Below are 26927 nucleotides of genomic sequence, written 5' to 3'. Positions count from 1 at the left end.
CCCTCACCCCAACCCCTCTCCCGTAAACGGGAGAGGGGCTCGAATTGCTCGCGCTCGTAGTGCACTAGCCCCTCTCCCGCCTGCGGGAGAGGGGTTGGGGTGAGGGCAAGCTCTTGCCTTTGCTCCAGGCCTAAGCCCCCTCCAACGCCAACAGATAATCCCGCCGCCAGCGATGGATATCGTGTGCACGCAGGTGCTCCATCATCACCTGCCAACGCTCGATGCGTTCCGCGCGCGGCATGTTGGCCGCCGTTGCGATCGCATCGGCCACGCCATCCAGGTCATGCGGATTGACCAGCAGCGCCTGCTTCAATTCGTCGGCCGCGCCGGCCAGCAGCGACAACACCAACATGCCCGGGTTCTCCGGATCCTGCGCGGCAATGTATTCCTTGGCCACCAGGTTCATGCCGTCGCGCAGCGGTGTCACCAGCCCCACTGCTGCCTGCCGGTAGAACCCGGTCAGCGTGCTGTGCGCATAGTTCTGGTTGACGTAACGCAGCGGTGTCCAATCCGCCTCCGCATGGCCGCCGTTGATATGCCCGGCCAGTCGTTCCAGTTCGCCGCGCAGCTTGCGGTACTCGTTGACACTGCCACGCGATACCGGCGCGATCTGCAGGAAGGTCATCTCGCCTTTTTCGCGCGGATACCGCTGCAGGTAGCGCTCGAAACCATGGAAGCGCTCGGGCAGCCCCTTGGAATAATCCAGGCGGTCCACGCCGATGGCCAGCTTGCGGTGCTGCAGGCTTTGCCGCAGGTCACGCACGGCCTTGTTGCTTGCCGCGCTGCGGGCCTGGCGGGCGATGTGTTCGGTATCGATGCCGATCGGGAAGGCGGAGGTACGCACGCGGCGGCCATCCGGTGTGCGGATCCAGTCGCCGTCTATGAGTTGACCGCCCCCAAACAAGCGCACGTAGGACTGGAAGCGGTCCACATCGCGCCGGGTCTGGAAGCCCAGCAGATCGTAGGAATACAGCGCTGAGAACAATGCACGGTGGTCGGGCAATGCCTGCATCAGGTCAGCCGAAGGCACCGGCACGTGCAGGAAGAAACCAATCCGGCAGCCGACGCCGCGTTCGCGCAACAAGGCCGCCAGCGGGATCAGGTGATAGTCATGGATCCAGACAGTGTCGTCGTCGCGCAGCAACGGTGCCAGCGTGTCGGCGAACAGGCTGTTGACCTTCCAATAGCCCTCGCGCTTGCGCCGGTCGTAGTCGACCAGGTCCAGGCGGAAATGCAGCAGCGGCCACAGTGCACGGTTGGCGAAACCGTTGTAGTAGTTGTCCAGGTCGGTCTTGGACAGGTCCATGGTCAGGTATCGGATGGGCCCGTCCTGCGCTTCGTGCAGCGCGCCACTGTCGCCGCTGACGCTGCGCCCGCTCCAGCCGAACCACAGCCCGCCGCGCTCGCTCAGCGCTGCCAGCAAGCCGGTTGCCAACCCGCCGGCGCGGGTTTCGCCGGGCAATGCAACGCGGTTGGACACCACAACCAATCGGCTCACGATGCCTCCTGCCAGCTGCGCGACAGGCGCATCGCGGCAATCACCAGCCCCACATGCGAGTAGGTCTGCGGGAAGTTGCCCCAGGCTTGCCCGTCGAAGGTCAGGTCCTCGGACAACAGGCCCAGATGGTTGCGCTGCTGGAGCAGGATTTCGAACATCTCGCGCGCTTCATCCATGCGCCCGATCGCGGCCAATGCATCGATGTACCAGAAGGTGCATATGGTGAAACTGGTCTCCGGTGTGCCGAAGTCATCCGGGGCGACATAGCGGTACAGCGCATTGCCGTGTTTCAGGTCGCGGCCGATGGCCTCGACCGTGGCGATGAAGCGCGCATCGTTGGCGTCGATCAGGCCGATATCGGCCAGCAGCAACAACGAGGCATCGAGCCGGTGCCCGCCGAAGGTGTCGGTGAAGTGGCCGAGTTTTTCGCTCCAGGATTCGTGCATGATCCGCGCGTGGATCTGGTTGGCGCGCTCGCGCCAGTAGATGGCCCGGCCATCGAGTTTCAAACGGGTTGCGATCTTGGACAGCCGATCGCAGGCAGCCCAGCACATCGCACTGGTATAGGTGTGCACCTCCGTGCGGCCACGGAACTCCCACAGCCCGGCATCGGGTACGTCATGCAGGGCGAAAGCCTGTTCGCCCAGCGGTTCCAGCCGCGCGAAGGTATGCGCGTCGCCCGGGTCCTGCAGGCGCTGGTCGAAGAACAGCTGGGTGGAGGCCAGCACCACGCTGCCATAGACATCGTGCTGGCGCTGCACCCAGGCCAGGTTGCCGCGCCGCACCGGGCCCATGCCACGGTAGCCGGACAGGGTGGCGACTTCGTCCTCATCCAGCTTGGCCTCGAAACCAATGCCGTACAGCGGTTGCAGGCTGCCATCGTGGGTGGCCAGGTTGAAGATGTAGCCCAGGAACTGCTCCATCGTGCGGGTAGCTCCGAGCCGGTTGAGCGCGCGCACCACGAAGGCGGCATCGCGCAGCCAGCAATAGCGGTAGTCCCAGTTGCGGCTGCTGCCCGGCGCCTCCGGAATGGAGGTGGTCATTGCCGCGATGATGGCGCCGCTGTCTTCGTACTGGCACAGCTTCAGGGTGATGGCGCTGCGGATCACCGCGTCCTGCCACTCCAGCGGTACCGACAGATAGCGCACCCATTCGCGCCAGTAGTCGCGGGTGCGCTGCATGGCTTCCTGCACATAGCCATTGAGCGAACGGTTGAGCGATTCGTCCACGCCCAGCACCAGATGCACGCGATGATTCAGCACGAAGGGCAGGGCGTCGCGGACAAAGCGCACCGGTACGTCGGTGGTCAGGCGCAGGACCAGATCCGGCAACAGCCAACGAATGTGGTTGCTGCCCCAGGTGGTTTCCGGTTGCCGCGCACCCCATTCGGCCAGTGGTCGTGCGCGCACCACGATGCGTGGATTGCCCGATAGCGGCGTGACCTGGCGGATCAGGCTGACCGGCCGATAGAAACGCCCGTTCTGGCGCCAACGCGGGGCGAAATCGATGATCTCCACTGCACCGCCATGCGTGTCACGCAGCACCGTACGCAGGATGGCGGTATTGGTCAGGTAGGACTGTTCGCTGTCGAGGAAATCCTCCAGCTCGATGCCGAAGTCCCCTCCGGGTTGCTGGTTGGGGTTGAGCAGGGCACAGAAGGCCGGGTCGCCATCGAAGCTGGGCAGGCAGCTCCAGACCACACGTGCCTGTTTGTCGATAAGTGCACCAAAACTGCCGTTGCCAACTACGCCAAGGTCGAGGGTGGCGTCTTGCATTGCGTTCTCCTTTTGCGCGAACGCCACTGGCGCCGCTGCGTCCTCCGGATGGGTCAGGTAATGGCTGCACGCAGCCAAGCATGTACGGCGCTGATGTCGCGCAGGGCGCAGCGGGCCTGGCTGCTCTCGCGCTGGCCCACCAGCACGCCGATGCCGCCGAGTTGCTGGGCGGCAGCAAAACCGTGCTCATCGGTGAGGTCGTCGCCGACGAACAGTGGGCGACGGCCCTTGAATGGCTCGTGCTGCATAAAGGCTTGCAGGGCGCGGCCCTTGTCGTGGCCGCTGCCGACAAATTCGATGACATGATTTCCTGGTTGCAGGCGTACGCCGGAAAGCTGCGGCAACTGAGCCTGGGCAAATGCGATGACGGCATCGCCGGCTTGCGGTGCATTGCGCCAGTGCAGGGCCAGCGCCTGATCCTTGTTTTCGATCAACACGCCAGGGTGCGCACGCGCTAAGTGCATCGCGCGCTGATGCAGTGCATGCAGCCATGCGGCGGTGTCGGATTCGGCAGGCTGCGCATCGGCTGTGGCCAGCAGCTGCGCACCGTGCAAGCCCGCCATGGGCAGGCGCAACGGTGCAAACATGGTCTGCAGTTGGCTGACAGGGCGGCCGCTGAGCAGCGCCAACGCACCATCAAGATGCTGCTGCACGCTGGCCAGCAGCGTGCGCAGGGACGAATCGGGCGCTACCTTTTCCGGGTGATCGGCAAAGGCGAGCAGCGTGCCATCAACGTCGAGGAACAGTGCGTCGTCAGCTGTCAGCGCCGGAGGTGGCGGTCGCTGTAGGTCATCAAGCATGCGGCCACTATGCCGCAGGGGTTGTTAGAGGAAGGTCATTTGGGGTGAAGCGTTTGGGTGCAGGTGCTTTTGGGTTTACTTGCTTCAGAGCTGCCCTCACCCCAACCCCCGCTCCGCGCCCCGGCCCTTGCGCTGGCGCAAGGGCGCTCGAGCGAGCGCGAACCGATGGCTCGCAAGCGCTCCCTCTCCCCCCGCAACGGGAGAGGGGCTAGTGCACTACGAGCGCAAGCAATGTGAGCCCCTCTCCCGTTTACGGGAGAGGGGTTGGGGTGAGGGCGCTCTGAAAGCAAGCAAACCCACCCACGCGAACATCACTTGCTAACCGAGAACTCAATCCGGCGGTTCTGCGCACGACCTTCGTCGGTGTCATTGCTGGCACGCGGCTTTTCCTGGCCATAGCCCTTGCCGGTGAGCACATCCGCAGCAACCCCCAGTTCCGAAAGCTTGGCGACCACAGCATCAGCGCGCTGCTGGCTCAAGGTCACGTTGGCAGCGGCATCGCCGGTATTGTCGGTATGCCCGCCCACTTCGATCTTTGTTCCTGCAGGTGCCTGCTTGATCGCGTTGGCGGCGCTGGTCAGTGTTTCCATGCTGTCGCGGGTGATGGTGGCCGAGCCTGTGTCGAAGTAGATGTTCATCAGGTTCAGTGCCTTGACCAGGTCATCGCCGCTGAAGCCGGCCTTGAGTCCTGACAATGCCGCTGCCGCGCGATCCCACAGGCCGCTGATTTCAAAACCACCAAAGAGGCTGCGCAGTTTGTCGCTGACGCTGAAACGATCCGCTTCGGACATGCCGCTGGTGTCGACGCTGAGCTTGTCGCCATCGAAGCCGAACTTCAGGCCCTTGGCCTTCAACTCCGGCAGCGCGGCGATCAGCTTGTCCATCCAGCCCGCCGGCAGGGTTGCTGCATCAACATTGATGTTGCCGGACAGATTGCCTTCGCCGAAGTTGGCTTTCAGCGCATCCCACAAACGGGTCTTGTCGGCCTCGGTGGCGACCTGGCCACTGACAGTGACCTTGCCGTCCACGTTCTCGAAGCCGAAGCGCGGATTGGCCTGGGCTACCGGTGCTGCCGGTTGCATGGTGGTAGCCGGTTGCATTGGCGCCGGCGCGACCGCTTCTTCCTTCTTGCAGCTGCGGAACAGCAGGAATGCGGCAAGCAGCAGGATCAGCGGGATCAGCCATTTCCAGAAACCGCCCGAGGCCTTGGCCGGCACCGTGCTGCCGCCGCTGTATCCGGCGGTGGGGGTGGTGGTGCCGAACCAACGTTCGTAATCGGCAGGGCGGGTGGTGGGGATGCGGCCGCCAGGCGTCAGTTGCCCGATGATCTTGGGCAGCAGCCACGCGCCCGCCATATTGACCGCTGCTGCGGGTATGCCGAGTTTGCTGGCAATACCGCCGGCGAGGTTCTGGCCGAAGCCGGCACTGAATTGATCCGGTTGCAGGACATTGTCACCGGGCGTGCTGCCTATCCATGAAGAGAACAGGTTGTCGAGTCCGGCATCGGCAAAACGTTTTTGCAGGCCGGCGAAGCCGCCGGTGGCAGGGTCGAAAATGACATCGACAAGCTGACGCACCAGGCGCCCAGCATTGTCGCCGAGATGAAAGCGGGTGGCCGCTTCGCGAATCAACGACTCGAACATATACGCCTCCGCAAGGGATGAACCGGGCTGGAATGAGCCGGCAGGCGTAAGGAGCGCCTTGCGCTGTTAAAGCTGGATGAATTCGGGTTTTTGGGGTCCTTTAGCTAGAAGCTTGCCCTCACCCCAACCCCCGCTCCGCGCCCCGGCCCTTGCGCTGACGCAAGGTCGTTCAAGGAGCAGCGAACCTGTGGTTCGCAAACTGCTCCTTTCACCCCGCAAGCGGGAGAGGGGCTCGCATCGCTTGCGCTCGTAGTGAATTAGCCCCTCTCCCGCTTGCGGGAGAGGGGTTGGGGTGAGGGGAGGCTTTAAGCAAGCAATCCTCCCGAAAAACGCCCCGAAAATCAGAACGTAAACCGCACCCGCCCATACCAGTACGCGCCATTGCTGCCAATCGGCGACAGCACGTCGTAGGGCAGGTTGCCGAAGTAGTAGATGTCCTCGTTCGATTTGTCCGGGTAGTTGTCGGTCAGGTTCTGGCCTCCGACGGCAACACTCCACTGCGGGGTGATGTGGTATTCGACTTCCGCATCCAGCTGCCATTCGGCCTGGTAGGTCTGGGTGGGCACATAGCCGTCACCGAAATCGAACACGCGCTTGGCGCTGCCGTGGCGGCTGAGCCGGCTGCTCAATGACCAGCTGTCATTGGCCCAGCTGGCGGCGAACTGCGCGCGGGTGCGCGGTGCCGCATCGGTCAGCGTATTGCTTTCTTCCACGCCGAACAGCACGTAGTCCGGGTCCAATGCCAGCAGCTGCGCCGGGGTTGTCAGCACATTCTTCAGCTCGGTCTTGGCATAGCTCCAGGTGCCGGTCAGCAGCAGTTCGCCATCGCCCAGCGACTGCCGCCAGTTGCCGACAAACTCGGCGCCACGGGTGCGGGTGTCGGCGGCGTTGACGAAGTAGTGCGCGCTCTGCAAACCGCTGACGCCGAACTGCTGCTGCACGAAGTCGGTCAGCGCGTCGCCGGTGATGCTCTCCGACAAGGCGATGCGGTCATCGATATCGATCTGGAACAGGTCCAGCGACAGGTCGAAATGGCTGCCGATCTGGCTGGTGAAGCCCAGGCTGTAGTTGATCGACTTTTCCGGCTTCAGGTCGGTTGCGCCGAGGGCACGCGCGATTGGATTGTTGACCGACAACAGGCGGCCCTGCACCAGCTGGCCGCCAGCGGTGTAACCGGTCGAGGTGGATTCGTAACCGATCTGGCTCAGCGATGGTGCGTGGAAGTTGTTGGAGATCGAGCCGCGCAGTGCGAATGCCGGGGCGAATGCGTAGCGCGCGCCGATCTTGCCGGTCAGCTCGCCGCCGAAATCTTCGTAGTGCTCGTAGCGAGCGGCGATATCGGTGGAGAATTTCTCGCCGAAAGTCGAAGACAGGCTGGTGTAGGCGCTGATCACATCGCGCGACAGATCGGCTTCGTCCCGCGGGGTCAAACCACCGCCGGCCTGCGAGCCGGTCGGGCGGTCGGTATAGGGGCCGGCGGCGTAGCTGGCCGGGTCGCCGGCGCCGGTTTCGTAGCGCTCGTGGCGGCCTTCAATGCCGAAACCCAGGCTGTGGCTGTCGTTGGCGCGCACGAAGATGCGGCCGACGTCGAGATTGGCCACGGTCTGGGCGAAGCTGAAATCACCGGTCTTGAAGCGGGTAGGGCTGGCCGGGCCCAGCGAGGCATTGAGCGAGTCGCGCAGGCGGTAAGTGAACTCATTGCGGCCGTGGTCGAGGCTGGCGTCGTAGTTCCATTCGCCCCATTGCCCGCGCGCGCCGCCAACCAACTGCACGTCCAGGTTTTCACCCTCGGAAATGGGCCGGTAACCGTTCGGATACAACTCCTTCCAGTTGGCCTCGCCATCGGGGTAGCGGAAATAGTTGGCGCCTTCGGTATCGCGCTGGTTGTAGGTGCCGAAGGCATAGGCCTTGGACGTCGCGCCGAACGGAAGCTCGGCGTTGAACCAGGCATTGAGGTCCTTGCTGGCGCCATCGCCCAGCGAGTAATTGCGCTTGCCGGCCAAGGCCAGATTGTCGGCGGTCTGCGCCTCCCACGGCGGGATCTGGTCGAAGCCGGCGCGGTTGGTGGCCTCGCGGTTCTTCAGTTCCAGGCCGACGCGCAGGAAACCACCGTCATCGGTCAGCGCGGTGCCAACCTTGGCGCTGAAGTAGCTGGTCTGGCCATCGGTGAGGGTGCGGTCGATCGGCTTGAGGTCGGTGTGGTGTGCGCCAAAGCTGGCCTCTATGGCGCCGCCTTCCGGCGCGTCGTCGAGGATCACGTTGATCACGCCAGCTACCGCGTCGGAGCCATACAGCGCACCGGCGCCGTCACGCAGCACTTCGATGCGCTTGATCGCGCTGACCGGGATGGCATTGAAGTCGACCGGCGTGGTGCCCTTGCCGATCTTGCTGTCGGTATTGACCAGCGCGCTGTTGTGACGGCGCTTGCCGTTGATCAGCACCAGCACCTGGTCCGGCGACAGGCCGCGCAGCTGCGCGGCGCGCACGTGGTCGGCGCCACCGGAGTTGGACTGGCGCGGGAAGTTGAACGAGGGCAGCAAGGCCTGCAGCGCGCTGCCCAGCTCACCGTTGACCACGCCGGCCTTGCGGATGTCCTCGGCGCTGAGCACGTCCACCGGTGCGGTGGATTCCAGCACGGTGCGGTCGACGGCGCGGGTACCGGTGACGATCACCGTGTCCAGGTTGGTCGCCTGCGGGGCGTCCTGGGCAAAGGCGGGGGAAGACAGCGCCAGCGCGATGGCCAGGCCGAGCGGGGCCGAGGTGGGGCGGGACATGGAAGCTCCGGAACAGATAGGGGGGGAGGAAGTTGCACTTACATCCATCCGGATGAAGCGATATATTATCTTCGCGTTAACACCGCTGCCGGCGCAAGTCCTGCTGGCAATCGGCTGATAACCAAACGCGATATCCCCTGCGGTGCCTTGGATGCCACCGTGTCGTCTCTGCCCGGAGGTTTTCCATGAAGTTGCACGCTGTCCTGTTGCCCCTGCTGTTGGCTGTTGCCGGCAGCGCCCACGCCGCCCCGCCTGCCGCCGAGCCGGCGCCCAGTGCGCAGCTGCACGGCGACGCCGCGCGCCCGTCTGAAGCCGGTGGCTGGGTGCGCAGCGAGCTGTATTTCGGGGTGGGCGAGGAGAGCGGTCCGTCGGCACGTGAGCAGACCGAGGTGATCAGCGAGACGCAGTGGCGCGCCTTCCTCGACAAGGAAGTGACCCCGCGCTTTCCCGATGGCCTGACCGTGTTCGACGCCTATGGCCAGTGGCTGTTCCGTGGCGCGCCCGAGCCGAACCGGCTGCGCACCAAGGTGCTGGTGATCCTGCATGAGGACAGCCCGCAGCGCCGCAACGACATCGAAGCCATCCGCCTGGCCTGGAAGCAGGCCACCAAACACCAGTCGGTGCTGTGGTCGCGGCAGCCGGTGGAGGTATCGTTCTGAGCAGCGCGGGATCGGCTAGCCTGCGGGCAGCCTCCGAATGCAGATGACTGCCCCGATGATGCAGATGAAACCAAGGTCCCGCCTGCGAAGTGCCGCTCATGGCTTGCTGATGCTCGGTTTGGCGCTGTCGGCAGCGCCGCTATGGGCGGCCGATGACAGCCAGATAAGCTTCGAGGTCGCCCCTGGCGTGACCGCGGATGCGCGGTTGCTGGGCGATGGCAACATAGAGGTAAGCAGCAGTCGCGCGAAATCCCGCCAGGTGCTGCCTGCGTCCACCGATGAAGAAGGCGCCGGCACGCGCCTGGGTCATGCCGACTACAACTTTGACGGCTACCAGGATCTGGATACCAGCGCGACGCTGGGTCAGGTCAACGAATTGGTCACGGTGTATCTGTACGAACCTGCCAGTGGCCAGTTTCGCGCACTGGCAGCACCTGGCGGTTCGGAGATCAGTTGCGATGGTTTATGGTCGCTAACCCCCGACCCTGCCACACGCACGCTCAGCAGCAGTTGCCGAAGCGGGCCGATGTGGTACACCGACATCTACCGCTACCAGGGCAGTCAGCTCTACCTGTATCGCTCCATGCGCAATGCCTTCATCGACACGGAAGCTCTGGCGCAGGTGTTGGCGCTGGGAGCGGTGGATGATGCTGAGATACTGACGGTGTGGAGTGCATGGGATGCGGCAGGCAAGCGGCTCGAAACCGCTATCTGGAATGCATTCGATCCACCCACGAGCAACGCACCGCTGCAAGGGCGCAGCGCATCGGTAGTGCCGGACAAGCTACCGCTGTACAGCAAGGCCGGCGACACCTCGACCAAGCGTTACCTGCTCAAGGGCGACCGCGTCGAGCTGCTGGACGAAGCCGACGGCTGGCTGCAGCTGCGCTACCGCAATCCCCGCCGTGGCCCGGTGCTGGGCTGGGTGAAGCTGCCAACAAGCGAATGATCTGTTCCAACTGAAAGTTCTGTACCAGCGTTACCATCGCTCCGCTTTCCTGACGATATCCCCCATGAATTCTTCCGCTTCACCCTCACAACCGCGCTGGTTCGTTGCCGGCGATCTCAATGGCTTCTTCGGTCTGGTGGTCGACAACCTGTCGATCCTGGGCTTCATCGCGATGGCCTTGATCGGCATCTTCCAGTTCCCGGCCGAGGTGGTGTTTGGGCGCATGTTCCCCGGTACCGCTTTTGGCGTGCTGATCGGCAACCTGATGTATACGGTGATGGCGCGGCGCTTGGCCGCACGTACCGGCCGCGATGATGTCACCGCGATGCCGCTGGGCCTGGATGCACCGACCAGCATCGGCATGGCGCTGCTGGTATTGGGCCCGGCCTTCGTCGGCTTCAAGCAGCTGGGCATGGACCCGCAGGCAGCGGCGATGGCCACCTGGAAGCTGGGTATGGCCTCGCTGGTGGTGATGGGCCTGCTCAAGCTGGTGCTGTCCTTCGTCGGCGATGCGGTCACCCGCCACGTGCCACGTGCGGCGCTGCTGGGTTCCATCGGCGGCGCGGCGCTGACTCTGCTGGGCTTCCTGCCGCTGATCGAAAGCATGCGCCAGCCCCTGGTCGGTCTGGTCACGCTGGGCGTGCTGCTGTACGTACTGGTCGCACGCGGCGTGGTGCCGCTGCGCTTGCCGGGCGTGCTGTTCGCGCTGCTGGTGGGCGTGGCGCTGTATTACGGATTGGGCGCAGCAGGCGCCTTGACCGGCTTCCAATGGCCACCGACGATTTCCTTCGCGGTGGCGCTGCCGCTGCCATCGCTGGGCTTTGTGCAGGGGCTGCCGCTGACGGTGCCGTATCTGTCGTTGCTGCTGCCGTTCGGCCTGCTGATGATCGTCGGCGGCATCAACGTGGCGGAAAGCGCGCGCGCTGCTGGTGACGACTACCGCACCCGCGACATCTTGCTGGTCGAGGCCATCGCCACGCTGGTGGCTGGCGTCTGCGGCGGCGTTGCACAGACCACGCCGTATATCGGCCAGCCGGCTTACAAGCGGCTGGGTGCACGCACCGGTTACACGCTGCTGACCGGCCTGTTCATCGGCATCGGCGGCATGCTTGGCGTGGTTGCCGGGCTGGTGCAGTGGCTGCCGGTGGCAGTGCTGGCGCCTATCATCGTCTTTGTCGGCCTGGACATCACCGTGCAGGCCTTCCAACAGACCAAACGCGAGCACGCCATTGCGGTGGCACTGGCCTTCCTGCCGGCCATTGCCTACCTGATCAACATCAAGTTCGGCACCTGGGTGGCGCCGGACGCAGCGGCGGCACTGTACGCCGCTGTCGACGGCCATGGCCTGTCGGATGTGGCCACGCTGCAACTGCTGGGCAATGGTTTCATCATCACCGCGATGTTGTGGGCTGCGGCCTTGGTGGCCTTGATCGAGCGCCGCCCCGGTGTGGCGGTGGGTCTGCTGTTCGTGGCTGCGGTGCTGAGCGTGTTTGGCGTGATCCACTCCACCGATCCGCGTGGCGGTATCTACCTGCCATGGCAGCTGGAAGGCCTGCGCCAGGCCATCACCCTGCAGGTGACGGCTGCCTATGCGGTGCTGGCGGTGGTGATCGGCCTGATGTCGCTGCAGAAACAACGTTGATGCACCGGGCCCTGCTGTAGCGGGCCCGGCTTTAGCGAGCTTGAACTGGCAGGGGAACCTGCCGGGATTGCCGGGGTCACACCATCACATGCAATAAAGGTGCAAGTGATGCAGAAGCGCAAAGCAGTGTGGCCCTGGGTGGTAGTTGGTGTCGTCGCGGTTGGCGGCGCGGGTTGGTGGTTGTTCGGAGATGAGGTGGCGCAGCTGCGTCAGTCCACGCCGGCAGCAGCAGCGCGGGCAGACGCCGTCCCGGCGCCGGCCATCCAGCCGCCAGCGGTGGCCGAGCAGGCCGCCGCGGCGAAGTATCCGCTGGCCGCGGCCGCCGATCCGGCCTTGCCGGCGTTGGCCGACAGCGACGAGGCCAGCTGGCAGGCCTTGAGCGGATTGTTCCCCGCACAAACCCTGGCGCTGCTGCTGCGTGAGCATCTGATCCAGCGCGCGGTGGTGCACGTGGACAACCTCACCCAGCCCAGCTTGCCGGGTTCGGCGATGGCGCTGCGGCCACTGCCGGGCACGCTGCTGGTGGAGCAGGGCAGTGCCGGCGGCGAGCAGCTTGCCGCCGCCAATGCCGCGCGCTATGCCCCATTCGTGGATGCGTTTACGCATGCCGATGCGGGCGCCGTCGCGGCGGCCTACACCCGTTTCTATCCGTTGCTGCAGCAGGCGTATCGCGACATCGGCCATCCCGACGGCCATTTCAACGACAGATTGGTGGCGGTGATCGACCACCTGCTGCAGACCCCCGAGCCGGCCCGGCCGCTGGCGTTGGAGCCGGATGGCAAGGGCCGTTATCGCTTCGTCGACCCGGCCCTGCAATCGCTGTCGGTCGGGCAGAAGGCCCTGCTGCGCATGGACGCGGCGCAGCAGCAGGCGGTAAAGCAGCAGCTGCGGGCATTGCGGGCTGCCATCACCCACGGCTGAGAACAGCGGTCGCTTGCGTTGGATCAAGGACGCGGGCACGGCGGCTGGCGATATTGGCCCTGGATTGCGATTGCAGCTGAACAAGTAAGCCTTTTACCCTTGAATCACACCGTTGCAACCGCATCTGAATCAGTATCGCCAGCGATGCTGGCCTCCCAACTTTGAGGAAGAAGACCCATGCGGATGGATAAGCTCACCTCCAATTTCCAGAAAGCCTTGGCAGATGCCCAGTCGCTGGCGGTTGGCCGTGATAACAACATCATCGAGCCGGTGCATGTGCTCAGCGCGCTGCTCGATCAGCCCGGTGGCAGCAGCCGGCCCTTGCTGGCCCAGGCCGGCGTCAACGTGCCGGTGCTGCGCGAGCGGTTGACCGAAGCGCTGGATGCGTTGCCCAAGGTGTCCGGCCAGGCCGGTAGCCTGTCGCTGGGCAACGATCTCAATCGCCTGCTCAACAACACCGACAAGCTGGCCCAGCAGCACAACGACCAGTTCATCGCCAGCGAGTGGTTCCTGCTGGCGGCGGTGGACGATGCCGGCCCGGCCGGCATGGCCCTGCGCGCTGCCGGTGCCGATAAAACCAAAATGAAGGCCGCCATCGACAAGCTGCGCGGCGGAGAAAGCGTGCAAAGCGAAAACGCCGAAGAGCAGCGCCAGGCGCTGGAAAAGTACACCATCGACCTGACCGCGCGTGCCGAAAGCGGCAAGCTCGACCCGGTGATTGGCCGCGACGAGGAAATCCGCCGCACCATCCAGGTACTGCAGCGCCGTACCAAGAACAATCCGGTGCTGATCGGTGAACCCGGCGTGGGCAAGACCGCGATTGTCGAAGGCCTGGCCCAGCGCATCATCAACGACGAAGTGCCCGAGGGCCTGCGCGGCAAGCGCGTGCTCTCGCTGGACATGGGCGCGTTGATTGCTGGTGCCAAGTTCCGCGGCGAGTTCGAAGAGCGGCTGAAGGCCGTGCTCAATGACCTGTCCAAGAACGAAGGCCAGATCATCCTGTTCATCGACGAACTGCACACCATGGTCGGCGCCGGCAAGGGCGAAGGCGCGATGGATGCGGGCAATATGCTCAAGCCTGCGCTTGCGCGTGGCGAGCTGCATTGCATCGGCGCCACCACGCTGGACGAATACCGCCAGTACATCGAGAAGGACGCCGCGCTGGAGCGCCGCTTCCAGAAGGTGTTTGTTGGTGAGCCGACGGTCGAGGACACCATCGCCATCCTGCGTGGCCTGAAGGAACGCTACGCAGTGCACCACGGCGTGGAGATCACCGACCCGGCCGTGGTTGCCGCAGCGACGCTATCGAACCGCTACATCACTGATCGCCAGTTGCCGGACAAGGCCATCGACCTGATGGACGAGGCCGCCTCGCGCATCCGCATGGAGATCGACTCCAAGCCGGAAGAGCTTGATCGTCTGGAACGTCGTCTGATCCAGCTCAAGATCCAGCGCGAAATGCTGAAGAAGGAGAAGGACGACGCCTCGCGCAAGCGCCTGGCCGATCTGGAAGCCGACATCGACACGCTGGAGCGTGAGTTCTCCGACCTCAACGAAATATGGAAATCGGAAAAGGCTGCGCTGCAGGGCGCGACCAAGATCAAGGAGCAGGTCGAGAAGGCCAAGCTGGATCTGGAAGCCGCACAGCGTCGCCAGGATTTCGCCAAGATGAGCGAGATCCAGTACGGCCTGTTGCCGAATCTTGAGAAGCAGCTGGCTGCCGCGCAGGAAGTGGACCGCAAGGACTTCCGGCTGGTGCAGGACAAGGTGACCGACGAGGAAATCGCCGAGGTCGTCTCGCGCTGGACTGGTATCCCGGTCAGCAAGATGCTTGAAGGCGAGCGCGACAAGCTGCTGCGCATGGAAGACATGCTGCACAACCGCGTGGTTGGGCAGGAGGAAGCGATCCGCGTGGTCTCCGATGCGGTGCGGCGTTCGCGCGCTGGCCTGTCGGACCCGAATCGCCCGAGTGGCTCGTTCCTGTTCCTCGGCCCGACCGGCGTGGGCAAGACCGAGCTGACCAAGGCGCTGGCCGACTTCCTGTTCGACTCGCCCGACGCGATGGTGCGCATCGACATGAGTGAGTTCATGGAGAAGCACAGCGTGTCGCGCCTGATCGGTGCGCCCCCGGGCTACGTGGGCTACGAAGAAGGTGGCTATTTGACCGAGGCGGTGCGTCGCCGCCCGTACAGCGTGATCCTGCTGGACGAAGTGGAGAAGGCGCATCCGGATGTGTTCAACATCCTGCTGCAGGTGCTGGACGATGGTCGTCTGACCGACGGCCAAGGCCGCACCGTGGACTTCCGCAACACCGTCATCGTGATGACCTCGAACCTGGGCTCGCACCAGATCCAGGACATGAGCGGCGACGACAGCCCGGAAGCCTATACGCAGATGAAGGCGGCGGTGATGGGCGTGGTGCAGGCGCACTTCCGTCCTGAGTTCATCAACCGCCTGGACGACATCGTCGTGTTCCACCCGCTGGACAAGCAGCAGATCAAGCAGATCGCACGCATCCAGATGCGTGGTCTGGAGAAGCGGCTTGGCGAGCGTGGCCTGCGCCTGGATGTATCGGATTCGGCGTTCGACCTGCTCAGCAATGTCGGCTTCGATCCGGTGTATGGCGCGCGTCCGTTGAAGCGTGCAATCCAGGCCCAGCTGGAAAACCCGCTGGCGCAGAAGATCCTGTCCGGCGAGTTCGTCAGCGGCGACACCATCAAGGTGGAAGCCGGTGGTGGCGGGCAGCTGCAGTTTGGCAAGGGCTGAGAGCGTAGTGCCGAGCCATGCTCGGCAGAGGCTCTACCAGCGGAAAGCTGCCCTCACCCCAACCCCTCTCCCGCATGCGGGAGAGGGGCTCGGATCGTGTCGGCGACTAGTGCACTAGCCCCTCTCCCGCTTGCGGGGTGAAAGGAGCAGTTTGCGAACCACAGGTTCGCTGCTCCTTGAACGACCTTGCGTCAGCGCAAGGGCCGGGGCGCGGAGCGGGGTTGGGGTGAGGGGAAGCTTCAAGCTGAAAAAGCATCAGAAGATGCCATCCCCTCACAAGTAACCCCTGCAACCGTCCACCGGCTGCCATCCATCCTCGGCTATCGTCAGCGCTCACTCCTTACCGAGCGCTCCGATGACCAACCCGCAGTGGAAGCCTGAAACCATCGCCGTGCACGGCGGCTATTCGCCCGATCCCACCACCCGCGCGGTTGCGGTGCCGATCTACCAGACCGTTGCCTACGCCTTCGACGACACCCAGCACGGTGCCGATCTGTTCGACCTCAAGGTGCAGGGCAACATCTATACCCGCATCATGAATCCCACCACCGATGTGCTGGAAAAGCGCATCGCTGCGCTGGAAGGCGGCATTGGCGCGCTGGCGCTGGCCTCCGGCCAGGCCGCGATCACCTACGCCATCCAGACCATTGCCGAGGCCGGCGACAACATCCTTGCCTCAAGCGCGCTGTATGGCGGCACCTACAATCTGTTCGCGCATACGCTGCCGCAGTTCGGCATCCAGACCCGCTTTGCCGACTACCGCGATCCGCAGGCATTTGCCGCTTTGATCGACGAGCGCACCAAGGCGGTCTTCGTCGAATCCATCGGCAACCCGCGCGGCAACATCACCGATATTGAAGCGATCGCCAAGATCGCGCATGCGCATGGCGTGCCGGTGATCGTCGACAACACCGTGGCCACGCCTTACCTGCAGCGCTCATTTGATTTTGGCGCCGATATCGTTGTGCATTCGCTGACCAAGTATCTCGGCGGCCATGGCACCAGCCTGGGCGGTGCCATTGTCGATTCCGGTCGTTTCCCGTGGGCCGAGCACAAAGAGCGCTTCCCGCGCCTCAATACGCCGGACGTCAGTTACCACGGCGTGGTCTATACCGAAGCACTTGGCCCGGCGGCCTTCATTGGTCGTGCGCGGGTGGTACCGCTGCGCAACATGGGCGCGGCGATTTCACCGTTCAATGCGTTCCAGATTCTGCAGGGCATCGAGACGCTGGCGCTGCGCATGGATCGCATCAACAGCAATACGCTTGCGGTGGCGCAGTTCCTGCAGAAGCACGCGAAAGTCGCCTGGGTGAACTACGCCGCATTGCCTGACCATCCGGAACACGCGTTGGTGCAGAAGTATCTGCGTGGGCACGGTTCGGGTGTGTTGACCTTTGGTCTGCCGGGTGGTCGCGAAGCTGGTGCGCGCTTCCTGGATGCGCTGCAGTTGTTCACGCGCTTGGTGAACCTGGGTGATGCGAAGTCACTGGCTACGCATCCTGCTTCCACCACGCATCGGCAGTTGGACGAGGCCGAGTTGGAGAAGGCGGGAGTGAGCCTGGACACCGTGCGCCTGTCGGTGGGTATCGAGCATATCGATGACTTGCTGGCGGATCTGGCGCAGGCGTTGGCTGGGGCTTGAGGGTTGGATCAAGAGTTGCAGAAGCAGATCAAGAGCGGGGTCTGCTTGCTAGAAGCTTCCCCTCACCCCAACCCCTCTCCCGTAAAAGGGAGAGGGGCTCGCATCGCTTGCACTCGTTGTGCACTAGCCCCTCTCCCGCGTGCGGGAGAGGGGTTGGGGTGAGGGCAGCTCCTAGCGCATGGAACTCACCAAGCAACCGTAAACCGCTTGCCGATATGCTGCGGGGCTTCCAGCTCATCCACCACCGCCAGCGCCAGATCGGCGGCACTGATCGTGCCCGGGCCGTCGCCGGTGCTCAGGGGGGTATCGCTGCCAACACGGTACTTGCCGGTGCGCTCGGTGGGGCTGCCCGGATGGAAGGCCACCGGCGGGCTCAGCTGGGTCCAGGCCAGCGAAGTCTCATTGCGCAGCTCGGTCAGCGCATCACGCGCAGCACTGGCGCCGGGATAGATCGCTGCCGGGAAGCTGGGTGAATCCACGATCTGGGTGCCGTCCGGCGCATACAGGCTGCCGGCGCCGCCAATCACGATGTAGCGCTTCACACCTGCCGCCTTGGTGCCGGCCACGATCGCGCGGCTGCCGCGCATGAATTCGTTGTACAGATCCGGGTTGGCCCAGCCGGCGTTGTAGGCGCTGATCACCGTGTCGGCACCGGCAACAGCCGCGCGCACCTCATCGGCATTGAGTACATCGGCCTTGACCACCTGCAGCTGCGGGCGGGTTTCCAGCTTGGCCGGGTCACGCACCAGCGCAGTCACGTCGTGGCCACGGGCCAGCAGTTCTTCGAGCAGGGCCTTGCCGACAAAGCCGGTGGCGCCAATCAGGGCAACTTTCATGGGAACGTCCTTGGGGTGGGGAATGAGCCCAGTGTCCGCCGATCGAGGGGCTGGCGGCAGTCGCAAAAAATCACAATCACCTTGAAGCTGTGCTTCACAATGGCCGCACGGAGGTAAGCCATGGACAGCGTCAAACGGATGGCCTTGTTTGCCCAGGTGGTGCAGCACGGCTCCATGAGTGCGGCAGCGCGGGCGATGGGCATGAGTACCTCGGCGGTGAGCCAACAGCTGCGCGCGCTGGAACAGGATGCCGGGGTTGCGCTGCTGCATCGTTCGACCCGGCGGCTGGCGCTGACCGACGTCGGCAGCCGCTATTACGCGGCCTGTGCGCGCTTGCTCGATGCCGCCGGCGAGGCAGAGGCTGAACTGTCGGCCGCCCGGCACGCGCCCAGCGGGGAGCTGCGCCTGTCTGCGCCCCTGGGCATGGCGGCGCATATCGGCCCGGCCCTGGGCGGCTGGCTGCAGGACAACCCGCAACTGCGGCTGCATCTGTTCTTTGACGATGGCTGGACCGACCTGCTGCAGGCGCGCATCGATCTGGCGCTGCGCTTCGGCCAGCTGCCGGACAGTGACTGGATGGCGCAGCGCCTGGGCAGCCTGCAACGCTGGCCGTGCGCTGCGTCGGCATGGCTGCAGCAGCATGATGTGCCCGGCGATCCCTTGCAGGTGCCGGCCGCCGAATGGCTGGGCATGCCGCAGGTGCCGGGCCTGGTCTGGCGCCACCATGACAGCGGCCAGGAACATCTGGTGCCTGCGCATCCGCGTATCGCCAGCCAGAATCAACCGGCGGTGCTGCGCCTGTGCGAGGCGGGATTGGGCGTGGCCGTGCTGACCAGTCTGGATGCCGCCCCGTTGCTGGAGGCGGGCAGTCTGCAGCGGCTGTTGCCGGAGTGGGAAGTGCCGGCGCTGCCGGTGTGGGCGGTCACCCCGCACCGGCAGACCCAGCCGGCCAAGGTGCGCCAGGCCATTGTGTTGCTGCAGGACTATCTGGCGCGCCTGCCCGGTGCTGCGGCTGCGGCTGCGCAAGATCGGAAACGCCAGCGTTGAGCGCGAGCGCTGTAATAACCTCACTTCCCATGGAGATGCCGCAATGAAAGCCAATGTCGCGCAGTTGCCACGCCTGGACCGGGTCATCAGCTGCCTGCAGCAAAGCATCGATGCCGGCGGGTCCTTGCCCGACCTGGATGCGCTGGCCGCCATCGCGCATTACTCGCCGTTCCATTTCCATCGCGTATATCGCGCGCTGACCGGCGAGACCATCGGCCGTACCGTGCAGCGGTTGCGTGTGGTCAAGGCCTTGCAGCGCCTGGCGCACAGTGATGCCAGTGTCACCGAGATCGCCTTGCTGGCCGGTTACGACACGCCGCAGGCACTGGCGCGGGTGCTGCGCGATACCGTCGATGCCAGCGCCAGCGAATTGCGGATGGATCCGCAGCGCATGGCGAACAGTATCGAGCAGCTGTCACGGCCGCTGCCCTTGGCCGAGCAAACAGCGCCGTTGAGCGTGGAAGTCATCACCCTGGAACCGTTCGAAGTGGTGGCGCTGCGGGCGCAGGGGGCCTTCGATGATCTGGACGCGGTGTTCGGCGAGCTGTTTGGCTGGGCGGCCGAGCAGGGGCTGATCGAACAACTGCAGCAGTTGATCGGCATGCCGCAGGGCGATCACCGCGAGCTGCCCACCGAAGAACTGCAGTTCGATTGCGCGCTGGCCTTCAGCGCGGATCTGCCGGCACTGCCGGCATCACTGCAGCGGCAGGTGCTGGGCGGCGGGCGCATGGCGCGGCTGCGTCATGTCGGCAGCTACGCGTTGCTGGAGGATGCTACCGATCAGCTCTTGCGCGACTGGTTGCCCGGCAGCGGCCACGCCTTGCGCGATGCGCCGCTGCACTATCACTTCCTGGACGACCCCGAGGACGTGCCCGAGGCCATCCTGCGTGCCGATATCTACGTGCCGCTGGCCGCCGGCTGAGGCATGCCCGGGCGCAGGCTGCGGTAGGGCGGGGTGGACATGATCATCTCCGCCAGCGAATACGCCAGCTCGCGCTCGGCCATCACGGTGCCATCGGCACCGTGGGCCAGCAGATGCTTCACTTCGGCATCGCTGTGGGCGCGCGCGAGCAGGGTCAGGTTGGGGTTGATGGCGCGCAGTTTGGCCAGCACTTCGCCGGATTCCAGCGGTTGCGGGATGGCCAGCACGGCGATGGTGGCGCGCTCGGGGTGGGCTTCGGCCAGCACCTTGTCCGAGGCGGCGCTGCCGCGTATGCCGGGAATGCCAGCCGCGTGCGCGCGCTCCACGTGTTCGCGGTTGTCGTCGATCACCATCACCGGCACGCCGCGGTCGCGCAATACCTGCGCCAGTTCGCTGCCGACGCGGCCATAGCCGACCACGATGGCGTGGTCCTGCAGGTCCAGCGACGGGCCCGGCGGGATATCCGGCACTTCCGGCACCGGCGCGATTTCCTTGTGGCGTGCCTGCCAACGGTCAAGCAGGCCGAACACTACAGGGTTGAGCATGATCGACACCAGCGCGCCGGCCAGTACCAGCGACTGCCCGGTCGGCGGCAGGATCTTCAGCGCCACGCCCAGCCCGGCAATGATGAAGGCGAACTCGCCGATCTGCGCTAGCGAGGCGGAAATGGTCAGTGCGGTGCTCTTGGAATGGCCGAACGCGCGCACGATGAAGAAGGCCGCAGCCGACTTGCCGAACATGATGATCATCACCGTCGCCAGCACCTGCCAGGGGTGCTCGACGATGATCATGGGGTTGAACAACATGCCCACCGAAACGAAGAACAGCACCGCGAACGCATCGCGCAGCGGCAGCGAATCGTGTGCCGCCTTGTGGCTGAGCTCGGATTCGTTGAGCATCATGCCGGCGAAGAATGCGCCCAGCGCGAACGACACGCCGAACAACTCGGCCGCACCAAACGCCACGCCCAGCGCAATCGCCAGCACGCACAGGGTGAACAGTTCGCGCGAACCGGTGCTGGCAACGCGTTCAAGCACCCACGGAATCACCCGCCGGCCGACCACCAGCATCACCGCCACGAACAGGCCGAGCTGCACGAAAGTCCAACCGATCGAGGCCAGCAGCCCGCTGATCGACAGTTCCTTGCCGGTTGCATCCGGGCCGAACACCTCGGCGATCACCGGCATCATCACCAGCGCCAGCACACAGGCCAGGTCCTCGACGATCAACCAGCCCACCGCGATCTTGCCGCGCGTGGTTTCCAGCAGGCGGCGCTCTTCCATCGCCCGCAGCAGCACCACGGTGGACGCGGTGGCCAGCGAGAAGCCGAAGATCACGCCATGCAATACCGGCCAGCCCATCAGCGTGGCCACGCCCCAGCCGAGCAGGGTGGCTACCAGGATCTGGCCGATGGCACCGGGAATGGCGATGGCCTTGACCGCCATCAGGTCCTTCAACGAGAAGTGCAGGCCGACGCCGAACATCAGCAGCATCACCCCGATCTCGGCCAGCTGGTTGGCCAGCGCCTGGTCGGCGACAAAGCCCGGCGTGAACGGCCCCACGATGACACCAGCCACAAGATAGCCAACCAGCGGTGACAGCCGCAGCTTGTTGGCCAGGGCACCAAGCACGAAGGCCAGGCCCAAACCAATGGCAATCATGTTGATCAGGGCGGTGTCATGGTGCATCAGGGCTCGCTGGGTCGGGTGGGGGAGGCCTCGATTCTAAAGGTGCTACCGGTGTACCAGCGCGGAAATGCCGGAAAAATATGATATTTCTCCGGAACAGTGCGTATCTGCACGCCTGCCCGGTGGCGCCGCAGCGGGTGTGGGAGCGGATCGGCCAGCGTCCGGAAGCAGGCTCAGGCCGCTTCGCCCGCCGCTGAACTGGTTCTCGGTTCCGTCCCCCAGCGTTGCTTGACCTTGTCGTAGTCCAGCGTCTGCCGCCACAGATCAAAATATGTCCCGTGCCGTAGCCCGGGTAAGCGCAGCGCACCCGGGGGCCTTCGCTCGAGGCCTTTGGTAGCGTTGAGCCATGCTGGGTTGGGGGCTATCGGGAAAGCCTCTGCCGAGCATGGCTCGGCACTACATGTTGGTGGTTTCGCCGGACAGCACCGTAGCGTGGGTAAGCGCAGCGCACCCGGGGTTCTTTGCGCGGGGCCGGGGGCGGTTGTCGTTTTAGACCCCAGAGATGAAAGAAGAAAATGCCCCGGTTTCCCGGGGCATCTTCCTTTCACGACATCAAACCGGGCTTACCAGGTGTAGCTGATGCGGCCGTAGACGTAGGCGCCGTTGAAGCCGAACGGCGAGTAGTTGCTGTACGGCATCATCCCGTAGGTGGAGTTCAGCGCGTTCTCGACACGGTCCGGGTATTCGTCCAGCACGTTGTCGGCGCCGACGGTGAGCTTCCAGTTTTCGCTGGGCTTGAAGCTGGCCGAAGCGTCGACGATCCACTTGGCATCGTAGGTCTGGTCGCGGCTGGCACTGGCCGAGTTGCGCACGGTGAAGCTGCCATAACGGGTGGCCGACAGGCCCAGCTCCCAACGGTCCGAACGCCAGGTGCCGCTGAGGATGCCCTTGTCGCTGGGGAAGCTGTCCTCGATGCGGCCGATTTCATCGCGGCCGATCAGCGACTGGGTGATGCCCAGTGCCGAGAACACCGCCGGCGAGGCGCTGAACTTCTTCACTTCGGTTTCGTTGTAGCTGTAGGCCGCGGTCAGTTCCAGGCTGCTGGCGCTGAACGGGATGGTGTAGCTGGAAACGAAGTCCACGCCACGGGTGCGGGTGTCCAGACCGTTGGTGAAGTAGGCGAACTGGGTGACCTGCTGCAGGCCCAGGCCGGACAGCAGCGCGGCAGCGGCCGGGGTGGTGTTGATGTTGGAGGACAGCACGATGCGGTCGTCGATGTCGATCTGGTAGGCATCGACGGTGACGTACAGGCGGTCCACCGGCTGCAGCACCAGGCCAACACTGTAGGAGGTGGACGACTCGGCCTTCAGCGGTGCCGCACCCAGGGCCTGGGCAGCGGCGCTGGTGGTCGGGAAGGTGCCCTTTTCATAGAACACGCCATCAGTGATGGAGCTGGTAACCGCCTGGTAGCTCTGCTGCGCCAGCGACGGTGCACGGAAACCGCTGGAAGCGGTGGCACGCAGCGCGACCTTGTCGGTGAAGGCATAGCGTGCCGACAGCTTGCCGGAGAACTTGTCGCCGAAGTCCGAATAGTCTTCGTAGCGGCCGGTCAGGCCGGCGGAGAACTTGTCGGTAAGGTCGGCTTCAAGGCCTGCATACACCGCATAGTTGTCACGGTCCTTGTGCACTTCATTGATCGGGGTGAAGCCGCCGAAGCCCTGCGCACCGCTGCCGGTGTAGGAATTCAGTTCACCGGCAGTCTGCTCCCACTTCTCGCGGCGGTATTCACCGCCGAAGGACAGCGTGACCGGGTAGGCCAGGCCCCAGTCCAGCGCCTTGGTGAAGTCGGCGTTGAAGATGTCCTGCTGGTACTTCAGCGTGCCGTCGTAGAACGAGGTCGGGCTGGTTGCGCCCAGGCTGTAGTTGAGGCTGTTGCGGGTGTGGAAATCCAGGGTGTTTTCACCATGGTTGACGCTGACGTCCCAGGTCCAGCCGCTTTCGGTGTTGCCCTTTACGCCGGCAACCACGGAGCGGTCCTTGGAGTACTGGTTGATCTGCGGCACGTAGCCGTTCGGGTAGAGCTGGGCCAGCAGGGCGCTCTGGCCGCTGTGGTTGGGCGAGCGGTAGAACGCGAACGAGGTGATGTCGCGGTTGCTCAGCAGGGCGTTGGCGTAGCCGCTGATGTTGTCGCTGAAATTGAAGCTGGCATTGGCCGAGGCAGCGGTAGCATCCACGCGCGGGTCGCCGACCACAAAGGTCTTCTCGCCGATATCCGGGAAGTTGCCGGTATTCGGTGCGGTGCCCTGGTAGGGGCCGGCGCGGTTGCTTTCGTCCTGCTGGCTGACCTGGCCGGCCAGGTGCAGGCTGCCGCGGCCGTCGGCGAAGCTGACGCCGGTGTCGCCGGAGAGCTGGTACTTGTTGCCGTCGCCGGCCGAGTACTGGCCGTAATCCACGGCCAGGCTGCCGCCCTTGCCGCTGCCCTTGAGCACGATGTTGATCACGCCGGCGATGGCGTCGGAGCCGTACTGGGCCGAGGCGCCGTCACGCAGCACTTCCACGCGCTCGATGGCGGCGATCGGAATGGCGTTGATGTCCACGGCCGAAGCGCCACGGCCGATGCTGCCGTTGACGTTGATCATGGCCGAGGTATGGCGGCGCTTGCCATTGACCAGCACCAGCACCTGGTCCGGGGACAGACCGCGCAGCTGTGCCGGGCGGATGCCGCTGGTGCCATCGGTCAAGGCCGGGCGCGGGAAATTCAGCGAGGGCAGGGCGCGCGACAGCGCGGTGGCCAGCTCGGAGGTGCCGGTGGATTGCAGGATTTCGGGGGTGATGATGTCGATCGGCGACTGCGATTCGGCCACGGTGCGGTCGGCCACGCGGGTGCCGGTAACGATCACTGTATCCAGGGTATTGGCGCTGGACTGGGCCAGGGCGGGGAGCGCCGGGGCGCCAAGGACGAGGGCAATTGCGACGGCGAGGGTGCTGGACTTGCGGTTCATCAGGTTGCAGCTCCGGTATTGAGTGGCGGCATCGCTGGCGCTTTGGGGGTCGCCGCTGTTGCGGTACGCCATTACGAATTAATGGAATTTTTACCTCGTGTCAAACCGGATGGTTAGGCTAAATTGTTGCTTTCGAAAGCTTTTTTCAATTCAACAAGGCGATTTGGCAATACAGGTACTTGCTTCCTGTCAGACAACGCCGTTCAGGCGCGTGCGATATCAGGAGGTGAGTCAAGTATTGGTTACCGTTAGAATTGCGTCGCAGGAATGCTGCTCACATGCACATTCCTTTTCGTTATAACGGACCTATTCATGATTTCCCTTCGTAATTTCGCCCTCCGCCGGGGCGAGCGCCTGCTGTTGTCCAACGTAGACCTCACCCTGCATGCCGGCTATCGCGTGGGCGTGGTGGGCCGTAATGGCGCAGGTAAATCCAGCCTGTTTGCTGCGGTGCGCGGTGAACTGGAAGCCGACAAGGGCGACGTGTCGCTGCCCGGCAAGATCCGCATCGCCGATGTAGCCCAGGAAACCCCTGCGCTGGCCGACCGCGCCATCGACTATGTGCTCGGTGGTGACGACGTGGTCGCCGCCGTGCTGCAGGAAGAAGCTGCCGCCGCCGCGCGCGAGGACTGGGAGGCCGTTGCCAACGCCCACCAGAAGATGGCCGAGCTCAATGCCTATGACGCCGAAGCGCGTGCCGGCAAGCTGCTGCACGGCCTGGGCTTCCCCGCTGACACCCATGAGCGCCCGGTTGCGGCGTTCTCCGGTGGCTGGCGTGCGCGCTTGAACCTTGCCCGCGCGCTGATGATGCCCAGCGACCTGCTGCTGCTCGACGAACCGACCAACCACTTGGATCTGGACGCGGTGTACTGGCTGGAACAGTGGCTGCTGAAATACCCGGGCACGCTGCTGCTGATCTCGCATGACCGCGAGTTCCTCGACAACGTCGCCACCCACACCCTGCATCTGCATAGCGGTACCGCCAAGCTGTATGTCGGTGGTTACACCGACTTCGAGCGCCAGCGTGCCGAGCACCTGCGCCAGCAGCAGATCACGCATGAAAAGGAACAGGCCGAGCGCGCGCATCTGCAGAGCTTCATCGACCGCTTCAAGGCGCAGGCCAGCAAGGCCACCCAGGCGCAGAGCCGGATGAAGCGCCTGGCCAAGATGGCCGGCACCGAAGCGGTGCGCGCCGAGCGCGAGTTCCGCATCGAGTTCTCGCCGCCGGCCAAGCTGCCGTTCTCGCTGATCCGCCTCAACGACGTGACCGCCGGTTACGGACCGGATGCGGTGATTTTGGACAACGTCGGCTTCGGCCTGGAAGCCGGCCAGCGTGTTGGTCTGCTCGGCCCGAACGGCGCCGGTAAGACCACGCTGGTGAAATCGCTGGTCGGCGACCTGCCGCTGCTGGCCGGTGACCGCATGGCCCACCCGGACCTGCAGATTGGTTACTTCGCCCAGCACACGGTGGAGTCGCTGCATGCCGGCATGACGCCGATGGATCACTTCCGTGAGATCGCACCGGACGGCGTGAACCAGTCGTTCCGCGATTTCCTTGGCAAGTGGAATTTCCCCGGTGACCGCGCGTTCGAGACCGTGGATGGTTTCTCCGGTGGCGAGCGTGCGCGTCTGGCGCTGGCGCTGATCGCCTGGCAGCAGCCGAACGTGCTGCTGCTCGACGAACCGACCAACCACCTTGATCTTGAGATGCGTGAGGCCCTGGCCGAAGCGCTGTCGCTGTTCGAGGGCGCGATCGTGATGGTCTCGCATGACCGACATCTGATCGGTCTGGTCTGCGATACGTTCTGGCGCGTGGCCGATGGCGTGGTCGAGCCGTTTGCCGGCGACCTGGACGAATACGCGCAATGGCTGCGTACCCGCGCCAGCGCGCAGGGTGCACGCACCAAAAGCGACCGCCAGGAAAAGCCGGCAGCTGCTGCACCGGTTGCGCAGGTGGCTCCGGCCAAGCCGGCGTCGAACAAGAAGCCGGTCAACCCGCACAAGCTGGAGGCGGCCGAGAAGAAGGTTGAACAGCTGGGTGCGTCGCTGGCGGAGGTGGATGCGCAGTTGGCCGATTCGGGCAATTACGCGGACGCGGCCAAGATGGCCAAGCTCGGCAGTGAGCGCGAAGTGCTGGCGCAGCAGCTGGAGCAGGCCGAGGCGACGTGGATGGAAATGTTGGAAGACTGAGCCCGCTCGGTCTTGTTTGTAGGAGCGGCGTAAGCCGCGAAGCTGGCAATGCCGGAATCCCCACGGTAGAGCCGAGCCATGCTCGGCTGAGGGTTTACCGGTGACGCCCCTGCCGAGCATGGCTCGACACTACAAGGCCGCTCCGCTCTGTTTGTAGGAGCGGCGTAAGCCGCGAAGCTGGCAATGCCGGAATCCCCACGGTAGAGCCGAGCCATGCTCGGCTGAGGGTTTAC

General features: G+C 64.5%; 17 protein-coding genes. 9 read left to right on the top strand and 8 right to left on the bottom strand.

Annotated features, from left to right (window positions below; genetic code table 11):
• Window positions 1–130: 130 nt before the first annotated feature.
• From otsA to ABE493_RS15335, 5 genes are all read right to left on the bottom strand, one after another.
• Complete coding sequence (gene otsA / locus ABE493_RS15355; RefSeq protein WP_346499769.1) at window positions 131–1498, bottom strand: alpha,alpha-trehalose-phosphate synthase (UDP-forming); 1368 nt, start codon at window positions 1496–1498, stop codon at window positions 131–133.
• Window positions 1495–3273: a glycoside hydrolase family 15 protein gene (locus ABE493_RS15350; RefSeq protein WP_346499768.1), complete on the bottom strand. Its 1779-nt coding sequence runs from the start codon at window positions 3271–3273 to the stop codon at window positions 1495–1497. The genes otsA and ABE493_RS15350 overlap by 4 nt, the downstream gene beginning before the upstream one ends.
• A 53-nt stretch (window positions 3274–3326) precedes the next feature.
• Complete coding sequence (gene otsB, locus ABE493_RS15345) at window positions 3327–4073, bottom strand: trehalose-phosphatase (protein WP_346499767.1); 747 nt, start codon at window positions 4071–4073, stop codon at window positions 3327–3329.
• A gap of 311 nt (window positions 4074–4384) precedes the next feature.
• Window positions 4385–5716 (bottom strand): OmpA family protein, encoded by a 1332-nt coding sequence (locus ABE493_RS15340; protein WP_346499766.1) that lies wholly within the window; start codon window positions 5714–5716, stop codon window positions 4385–4387.
• A 341-nt stretch (window positions 5717–6057) separates the two neighbouring features.
• The gene (locus ABE493_RS15335) at window positions 6058–8490 is read right to left on the bottom strand and encodes a TonB-dependent receptor plug domain-containing protein (RefSeq protein ID WP_346499765.1); all 2433 of its coding nucleotides are present in this window, start codon (window positions 8488–8490) and stop codon (window positions 6058–6060) included.
• A gap of 185 nt (window positions 8491–8675) precedes the next feature.
• On the opposite strand from ABE493_RS15335, the gene ABE493_RS15330 reads away from it, so the two are divergent.
• The 6 genes from ABE493_RS15330 (at window position 8676) to ABE493_RS15305 (ending at window position 17069) form a co-directional block, all read left to right on the top strand.
• The gene (locus ABE493_RS15330; RefSeq protein ID WP_346499764.1) at window positions 8676–9149 is read left to right on the top strand and encodes a DUF3574 domain-containing protein; all 474 of its coding nucleotides are present in this window, start codon (window positions 8676–8678) and stop codon (window positions 9147–9149) included.
• A gap of 64 nt (window positions 9150–9213) precedes the next feature.
• A complete protein-coding gene (locus ABE493_RS15325; protein ID WP_346499763.1) occupies window positions 9214–10098 on the top strand; it encodes an XAC2610-related protein in 885 nt (294 codons plus the stop codon).
• Between the two features lie 64 nt (window positions 10099–10162).
• On the top strand, window positions 10163–11740 hold the full coding sequence (locus ABE493_RS15320) for a hypothetical protein (RefSeq protein ID WP_346499762.1): 1578 nt from the start codon (window positions 10163–10165) through the stop codon (window positions 11738–11740).
• 108 nt (window positions 11741–11848) lie between these two features.
• Window positions 11849–12661, top strand: coding sequence for a DUF3014 domain-containing protein (locus tag ABE493_RS15315; RefSeq protein ID WP_346499761.1), 813 nt, complete (start codon window positions 11849–11851; stop codon window positions 12659–12661).
• Window positions 12662–12838: 177 nt separating this feature from the next.
• Complete coding sequence (clpB, locus tag ABE493_RS15310; protein WP_346499760.1) at window positions 12839–15427, top strand: ATP-dependent chaperone ClpB; 2589 nt, start codon at window positions 12839–12841, stop codon at window positions 15425–15427.
• A 355-nt stretch (window positions 15428–15782) separates the two neighbouring features.
• On the top strand, window positions 15783–17069 hold the full coding sequence (locus ABE493_RS15305; protein WP_346499759.1) for an O-acetylhomoserine aminocarboxypropyltransferase/cysteine synthase family protein: 1287 nt from the start codon (window positions 15783–15785) through the stop codon (window positions 17067–17069).
• A 185-nt stretch (window positions 17070–17254) separates the two neighbouring features.
• On the opposite strand, the gene ABE493_RS15300 is transcribed toward ABE493_RS15305, so the two are convergent.
• Window positions 17255–17905, bottom strand: a complete 651-nt coding sequence (locus tag ABE493_RS15300) for an NAD(P)-dependent oxidoreductase (protein WP_346499758.1) — start codon at window positions 17903–17905, stop codon at window positions 17255–17257.
• Between the two features lie 120 nt (window positions 17906–18025).
• On the opposite strand from ABE493_RS15300, the gene ABE493_RS15295 reads away from it, so the two are divergent.
• Together ABE493_RS15295 and ABE493_RS15290 are read left to right on the top strand one after the other, a co-directional pair.
• Window positions 18026–18952: a LysR family transcriptional regulator gene (locus ABE493_RS15295; protein ID WP_346499757.1), complete on the top strand. Its 927-nt coding sequence runs from the start codon at window positions 18026–18028 to the stop codon at window positions 18950–18952.
• 43 nt (window positions 18953–18995) lie between these two features.
• The gene (locus ABE493_RS15290) at window positions 18996–19874 is read left to right on the top strand and encodes an AraC family transcriptional regulator (RefSeq protein WP_346499756.1); all 879 of its coding nucleotides are present in this window, start codon (window positions 18996–18998) and stop codon (window positions 19872–19874) included.
• Here the strand turns inward: ABE493_RS15290 and ybaL are convergent.
• Both ybaL and ABE493_RS15280 read right to left on the bottom strand, forming a co-directional pair.
• Window positions 19850–21562, bottom strand: a complete 1713-nt coding sequence (ybaL, locus tag ABE493_RS15285; protein ID WP_346499755.1) for a YbaL family putative K(+) efflux transporter — start codon at window positions 21560–21562, stop codon at window positions 19850–19852. The two genes, ABE493_RS15290 and ybaL, sit on opposite strands and share 25 nt — an antisense overlap.
• Before the next feature lie 563 nt (window positions 21563–22125).
• Entirely contained in the window at window positions 22126–24504 is a 2379-nt protein-coding gene (locus ABE493_RS15280) for a TonB-dependent receptor plug domain-containing protein (RefSeq protein ID WP_346499754.1), read from the bottom strand.
• A 312-nt stretch (window positions 24505–24816) separates the two neighbouring features.
• On the opposite strand from ABE493_RS15280, the gene ABE493_RS15275 reads away from it, so the two are divergent.
• On the top strand, window positions 24817–26694 hold the full coding sequence (locus tag ABE493_RS15275; protein WP_346499753.1) for an ABC-F family ATP-binding cassette domain-containing protein: 1878 nt from the start codon (window positions 24817–24819) through the stop codon (window positions 26692–26694).
• Window positions 26695–26927: the final 233 nt, after the last annotated feature.

The organism is Stenotrophomonas terrae, from assembly GCF_039674165.1.
In the GTDB taxonomy this organism is placed as follows: domain Bacteria; phylum Pseudomonadota; class Gammaproteobacteria; order Xanthomonadales; family Xanthomonadaceae; genus Stenotrophomonas; species Stenotrophomonas terrae_A.
Note: the sequence above shows the minus strand (reverse complement) of the source record. Positions and strands in the feature narration are given on the sequence as shown.